Here is a 6,228-nt window from a genome sequence, read left to right as displayed (position 1 = left end):
GGCTGAAATCGCGCCGCTTCAGCCCCACCAGATTCAGGCCCTCCAGATGGGCATGATTGCCCCAGACCATGCCGTAGGGGATGACATCCTTGGTCACCGCCGCCAGGCCGCCGATGAAGGAATAGCGTCCAACCCGACAGAACTGATGCACCGCCGCCAGGCCGCTGACCGTGACGAAGTCTCCCACCTGCACGTGCCCGCCCAGGGTGGCGGAATGGGCCAGAACCACATTGTCGCCCACCACGCAGTCATGACCGACATGGCTGGTGGCCATATAGAAGCCGTCGTTCCCGATCCGCGTCACGCCCTCGCCGCCGGGGGCGGCGATATGCATGGTCACGTGCTCCCAGATCCTGTTGCGGTCGCCGATCACCAGCTCGGTCGGCTCGCCCCGATAGCCCGTATGGTGCGGCGGCCCGCCCAGGTTCGAGAAGTTCCGGACCGAGCAGTCCTCGCCGATCGTTGTGCGGTTTTCGATCACCACATGGGCCAGCACCTGCGTGCGCGCGCCGATGCGGACATGCTCGCCGATGATCGAGAACGGGCCGATGCTGACACCGTCGGCCAGTTCCGCCCCTTTTGCGACGATTGCGGTCGGATGAATCTCTACGGTCAAACGCTCAGGTCTCCACCACCATGGCCGCGAACTCGCACTCGGCGGCGACCTTGTCACCGACCATGGCCTGCCCGGCGAACTTGAACACGTCGCCCCGATGACGAACCACACGCACCGGCATGCGCACCACATCGCCCGGTCGCACCGGCGAGCGGAACCGGCAGTTATCCGCCGACATGAAGAAGATCGCCTTGCCAGCGGTGTCGACGTCCAGCGACTTTGACATCAGCACCGCGCCGGTCTGGGCCATGGCCTCGATCAGGAGCACCGCCGGCATCACCGGATAGGTGGGAAAGTGACCCTGGAAAAAGGGCTCGTTCACCGTCACGCACTTGATCCCAACGATCGACTCCGAAGGCTTGTAGTCCTCACAGCGATCCACGAGCAGGAACGGAAACCGATGCGGAATCCGCATCAGGATCTCGGTGATGTCGATCTCGGTGGGATTCTCTGCCGCCGGCGCTCTGCGTGTCATGCCTGTCCCCCGCCCCTACGGCTCGCCATCCGGGCGAGCCATGCCGTTTCCTTGAGCCATTGACGGATCGGTCGCGCGGGCGTCCCGCCCCAGGTTTCGCCCGGCGGAATATCCTTTATGACCCCTGCCCCCGCGCCCACCCGGGCGCCGGAGCCGATGGTCAAATGATCCGCCACACCTGCATGACCGCCAAACTGGACGCCATCCCCGATGTTCACACTGCCCGCGATGCCCGCCTGCCCCGCCATCACACAGTTGCGACCCATCCGGACGTTGTGGGCGATCTGCACAAGGTTGTCGATCTTGGTGTTCTCGCCGATCACCGTGTCGTCATAGGCCCCGCGGTCGACAGTGGTGTTGGCGCCGATGGTGACCCCGTCCTGCAGGATCACCCGCCCAAGCTGGGGAATATCTATCAGGCCTTTGGGGCCGGCTGTCGCCCCGAAGCCGGGCTCGCCGATGACCGCCCCGGCCAGAATCCGCACACGATCGCCAATCAGGGCAAACCCTATGGTGACGTTCGGCGCGATCTCGCAGTCGCGTCCGATCGTGACGCCCGGACCGATCACGCTGTTGGCCCCGATCCGGGTGTTGCGACCGATCTGCGCGCCCGGTCCCACGACGACGCCCGGCGCCAGCACAACCCCGGCTTCGATCAAGGCATCCGGTGCGATGGGCGAGGCGGCGCCAGGCCGCGGACGATGCAGCCGCTGTGCCGCGAGCGCGTACGCAGCCTGCGGGTTTGACGTCGTGAGGGCCACACAACCCGGCGGAACATGATCCACCAGATCCGGCGGGAGAAAGCAGGCGCTCGGTCGTGCGGCGGCGAGGGTATCGCCAAACCGTCGATCTATCAGGAAAGTCACGCTGCCGGGACCGGCGTGGGAGAGTACGGCCACCCTGTCCACACGCGTCACGGCGGCAGCCGCGACGGACAGGTTTGCGCCGGTCGCCTCCACCAGTTCGCTCAGGGTGATGGGCCCCAGGTCTTCAAAGAATCTTGGGTCGGGCATGGTTGGCTCTCGAGCTCCGGCCCGACCCTGCAATTCAGCGCTTAGCGGCGCGGCGCGGCGGCCGGGGCGGCGGGCGCAGCTGGACGCGGCGCAACCGGACCCGCTGCCGCCTGATCCAGCCGCTCGCGATCAAACGTGAACTGGGTGATCTTGGCATTGAGCGCCGTCACCACCTGCGGGGTGATGTCCATCGCGGGGTTCGCCAGATCCAGCGTGAGCGCTTCACGGTTGACCAGTATCGAACAGCCCTTGGCCTGATAGCTGGCGCGCACCAGCGGCGCGATCTCGTCGCTGAGACGGCCAAGCGCCTTCTCCTGCGTGCGCTGCATTTCGGCGTTACGCTGCTGAACCTTGCGCTGCAGGGCGTTGGCCCGCACCTGGATCGCCGCGGCGCGGGATTCAAATGCGCTCTGGTCGAGCGTGCCGCGCTGACCGTCGAGCGCCTTGGCGTCCGTGTTCAGCGTAGTTTCCTCAGCGCTGACCTCGGCGCTGGCCTGCTGGGTCAACTGCTGCAGCCGCGTGAAGACGAAGCGACCCACGGTCGATTGGCCAATGGCGCGGTCGCCAGAAAATACGCACACACCCGGGATCGCCGCGCCATGCGTCACCTGCGGCGGGGGCAATGGTGCGGGGGCGGCGGGCGCCTGGGCCAGCGCCGAAGTCGCGCCGGAGAGGACAAGAGCTGCCGCATATCCGGCCGCGAGGATCGTTTTTGACGTCATGTTTTCTAGAACCTGGTTGAAGTGGAGAAACGGAAGGTTTCCTTCCGGTCATAGATTTCCTGGGCCAGAACCCGGCTGAAATCGAACCGGATCGGGCCCATGGGCGACTTCCAGAAGATGCTCACCCCGGCAGAGGCGCGAAGCGACAGATCATCGCGGATACAGGCGTTCCGCGTGCCGGGAATGGCGGGATTATTGATGGTTCGGGTGGGATCCGACGGGTCGATCACCTGCGGATTGAGGCAATCCAGATCACCCACTCGATAGTTGCGATCGGCCTTGTCCAGTAGGCCAAGGGTGCCGAAGTCGCTGAAGACCGCCGCCTTGATACCGTACTGCTCAGGCAGGAAGGTCGGCACCGTCAACTCGACCGTGCCAATGGCAAAGGCCTTGCCGCCCAGGGCGTCGGCGCGCTGCAGGGAGAGGTCCCGGGGACCGATACCCGCCGTTTCGAAGCCCCGGAAGTTCAGGCCGCCCTTGTAGTAGCGGTCGTTGATCCGGACGTTGTCGCCGCCCCAACCGACGACGTAGCCCGCCGAACCCACCGCCGAGAAGATGAAGTCCTTGGTGATCCCGTAGAACCACCCGGCCTCGAGATCCGTGCGCAGGAAGCTCACATCCCCACCCAGACCCGCAAGGTCCTGGTTGATGTCGACGTAGTAGCCCCGCGTCGGGTTCAGATAGTCGTTCCGGCGATCCAGGCGTCCACCGTAGCCGACCAGCGAGGTGATGCGCTTACCCACCTGCTCGCAGAGCGAGGCCGAAAGCACCACGCCCTGTGAGGGGTCGCAAAGCAGGCCGTCAATCTGGATGTCGTCCTGACGAAGGGTGTAGCGCACCGCCCCGCGGCTATCGATGCCCAGCGGGAAGTTGGCGCGGAAGGTCGTCCCGAAGGTGGTGGTCTTGTAGGATGAGAACTCCGAGAGATCATACCGGTAGCCGTAGACATCCACACCGGCAGCCACATCGCGGCTGAGGAACCGCGGCTCGGTGAACGAGAAATCCAGCTGCTGGCGCAGGGATCCCACCGACACCCGCGCGCGGACGTCCTGTCCGCGACCCCGGAAGTTTCGCTGGGTGATGCCCAGATCCAGAACCAGCTGGTCCACTGACGAATAGCCGGCGCTGAAAGAAAGCTCGCCCGTCGGCTGTTCCTCGATCTTGACCTGGAGCGACGTCCTGTCCGGCGAGGTTCCGGGCACCTCGGTGATGTCGACTTCCTTGAAGAAGCCCAATGACCGGATCTGGCGTTTCGAGCGATCCACCAGGGCGCGGTTGTAGGCATCGCCCTCGACCACGCTCATCTCGCGACGGATCACGTAATCCAGAGTCTGATTGTTGCCGACGATGTCGATCCGGTCGACGTAAACGCGCGGGCCCTCGCGGACCGAGAAGGTCACATCGACCACCCCCTTGTCGCGATCCGGCGTATAACGCGGACGTACATCCACAAACGCGAAGCCTGCGGCGCCGGCAGCGAAGGTCAGGGCGTCCGTCGCCTGTTCGATCTGCTCGTCCTGGTAAACCTGGCCCGAGCGCACCACCAGCAACGACTCCAGAACCGTCTTGTCGAGTTTCTGAAGCTCGGTCTCCACCTCGACCTTGCCGAACCTGTAGCGGGGGCCTTCGTCGACCGTATAGGTGATGACAAAGCCATTCTTGTCCGGCGCCAGTTCCGCCACGGCCGAGGTCACCCGGAAATCGTAGTAGCCACGGTTGCGGTAGTGCTTGCGCAGCTGTTCCTTGTCGTACTCCAGCCGGTCGGGATCGTAGTTGGCGTTGTTGGAGAAGAATTTGAACCAGCGCGTCTCTTCCGTGACCACCACGTCGCGCAAGTCGTTATCGGAGAACGCCTTGTTCCCGAGAATATTCACCGACAGGATCCCGCTCTTCGGACCCTCCTCGATCTTGAAGATCAGATCGACCCGCTTTTGCGGCAATTCGATAATCTGCGGCGTCACATTGGCCGAGATCCGGCCCGAGCGCCGATAAAGTTCCACAATCCTTTGAACGTCACCCTGGACCTTCGAGCGGGTGAAGATGCCGCGTGGGCGGACCGTCACCTCGTCGCGTAGCTTGTCTTCCTTCAGGCCCTTGTTGCCCTCAAAGATCACGCGATTGATGATCGGGTTTTCCACCACCGTGACAATCAGATCGCCGTTCCGGAAATCGATCTTCACATCCGAGAAAAGGTCGGTGCGGAACAGCGCCTTCAGCGCCAGGTCGATGCGGGCCGCGTCCACCGGCTCGCCCGGTGCCACAGGCAGGTAAGACACGACCGTCGATTGCTCGATCCGCTCGTTGCCCTGGACGAGGATACGCTGGATCACACCTGCGCGCTCCGCCTGGGCGAAGGCCATTCCGGGCGCAACAACTGCGGCGGAGCCCAACAACAGGGCGAGGCCGGAAACAAGCGCGGCGCGAGAAGCGCGGGTCTGGAACATCGAATCAGCCGGTTGAGGGACGAACGCGCCTAGGAGAATAGGCCGCCGATCAGTTTGAACACATGCAGGCGCTGCAAATCGTTCCAGGTTGCGAACAACATCAATCCGAGAACGAGCGCAAGGCCCACGCGGTACCCTGCCGCCTGAACCTTGGCGGCAAGAGGGCGACGAAAGACGGCTTCATAGGCATAAAACAGCAAATGGCCACCATCCAGAACCGGGATGGGCAGCAGGTTCATGAAGCCAATACTGACAGACAGCACTGCAACCAGCTGTGCAAGGTTCAAAGCCGAACGGCCAAGGTTCTCAAGAAATCCGTCAGAACTGTCGTTACCGAGGGTCGCCACGTTCTTGGTGACGGTCGCAATTCCCAACGGGCCACGAAGCTGGTCGGCGCTCACCTGGCCGGTGATCATCCGCCCGAGATAGAAGACCGTGGTCTCCAGGGTGTACCAGGTGCGCTGGGCGCCCCGCTGGACGGCTTCGATCGGATTGTAGCGGACATTGATAAAGTCGTCGCTCGACTGCTCCGGCCGGATGCCAAGCACGCCTATCCTCTGCGGCCCTCCGACGGGATCGTCGCGCAGCTGCCAGCGTGGCGTCGCGGTGAGCACGACCTCGCGCCCGCCCCGGTCCACAACAAAGGTGATCGGAACGTTGGCCCGCACACTGACGACTTCCGCCACATCATCGAACCGAACGACACGACGACCATCAGCCTTGAGGATCAGGTCGCCCGGTCGCAGGCCGGCTGCGGCCGCAGGGGAACCAGGTTCAACCTGGGCGATCCGGGCGGGCACCACCCACTCCCCCAGCGTCGACAGGAACACGGCAAATATCGCGATCGCCAGCAGGAAGTTCGCCGCTGGACCGGCCGCAGCGATAATGGCCCGCTGATAGACGGGCTTGAAGTGGAAATACCGGTCAATCTCCGCGCCGCGGCCCTGATCGATCAGGC

The 6,228-nt window shown here is 64.0% G+C and carries 6 protein-coding genes; all 6 read right to left on the bottom strand.

The window, feature by feature from the left end; genetic code table 11:
• On the bottom strand, nucleotides 1-616 hold a 616-nt coding region (gene lpxA / locus ACIQ42_RS14585; protein WP_397422987.1), incomplete at its 3' end, for an acyl-ACP--UDP-N-acetylglucosamine O-acyltransferase.
• 4 nt (nucleotides 617-620) lie between these two features.
• Nucleotides 621-1,091 carry a 3-hydroxyacyl-ACP dehydratase FabZ gene (gene fabZ, locus ACIQ42_RS14580; protein ID WP_397422986.1) on the bottom strand — a complete coding sequence of 157 codons (471 nt, stop codon included), beginning with the start codon at nucleotides 1,089-1,091 and terminating at the stop codon, nucleotides 621-623.
• A complete protein-coding gene (gene lpxD, locus ACIQ42_RS14575; RefSeq protein WP_397422985.1) occupies nucleotides 1,088-2,104 on the bottom strand; it encodes a UDP-3-O-(3-hydroxymyristoyl)glucosamine N-acyltransferase in 1,017 nt (338 codons plus the stop codon). Before lpxD ends, fabZ begins: the two co-directional genes overlap by 4 nt.
• Nucleotides 2,105-2,145: 41 nt before the next feature.
• Complete coding sequence (locus ACIQ42_RS14570; RefSeq protein ID WP_397422984.1) at nucleotides 2,146-2,826, bottom strand: OmpH family outer membrane protein; 681 nt, start codon at nucleotides 2,824-2,826, stop codon at nucleotides 2,146-2,148.
• A 5-nt stretch (nucleotides 2,827-2,831) separates the two neighbouring features.
• Nucleotides 2,832-5,270, bottom strand: a complete 2,439-nt coding sequence (gene bamA / locus ACIQ42_RS14565; RefSeq protein ID WP_397422983.1) for an outer membrane protein assembly factor BamA — start codon at nucleotides 5,268-5,270, stop codon at nucleotides 2,832-2,834.
• Nucleotides 5,271-5,299: 29 nt separating this feature from the next.
• The coding region (gene rseP / locus ACIQ42_RS14560; protein ID WP_397422982.1) for an RIP metalloprotease RseP at nucleotides 5,300-6,228 on the bottom strand (929 nt) is incomplete at its 5' end.

The organism is Phenylobacterium sp., from assembly GCF_044372605.1.
Taxonomy (GTDB): Bacteria; Pseudomonadota; Alphaproteobacteria; order Caulobacterales; family Caulobacteraceae; genus Phenylobacterium.
The sequence above is the reverse complement of the archived record's forward strand: the minus strand, read 5'-3'. Positions and strand labels throughout refer to the sequence as shown.

Bases quoted from the DNA above. Each gene is read 5' to 3' on its own strand.
- fabZ (WP_397422986.1), bottom strand. From the start codon at position 1,091: ATGACACGCAGAGCGCCGGCGGCAGAGAATCCCACCGAGATCGACATC.
- lpxD (WP_397422985.1), bottom strand. From the start codon at position 2,104: ATGCCCGACCCAAGATTCTTTGAAGACCTGGGGCCCATCACCCTGAGC.
- ACIQ42_RS14570 (WP_397422984.1), bottom strand. From the start codon at position 2,826: ATGACGTCAAAAACGATCCTCGCGGCCGGATATGCGGCAGCTCTTGTC.
- bamA (WP_397422983.1), bottom strand. From the start codon at position 5,270: ATGTTCCAGACCCGCGCTTCTCGCGCCGCGCTTGTTTCCGGCCTCGCC.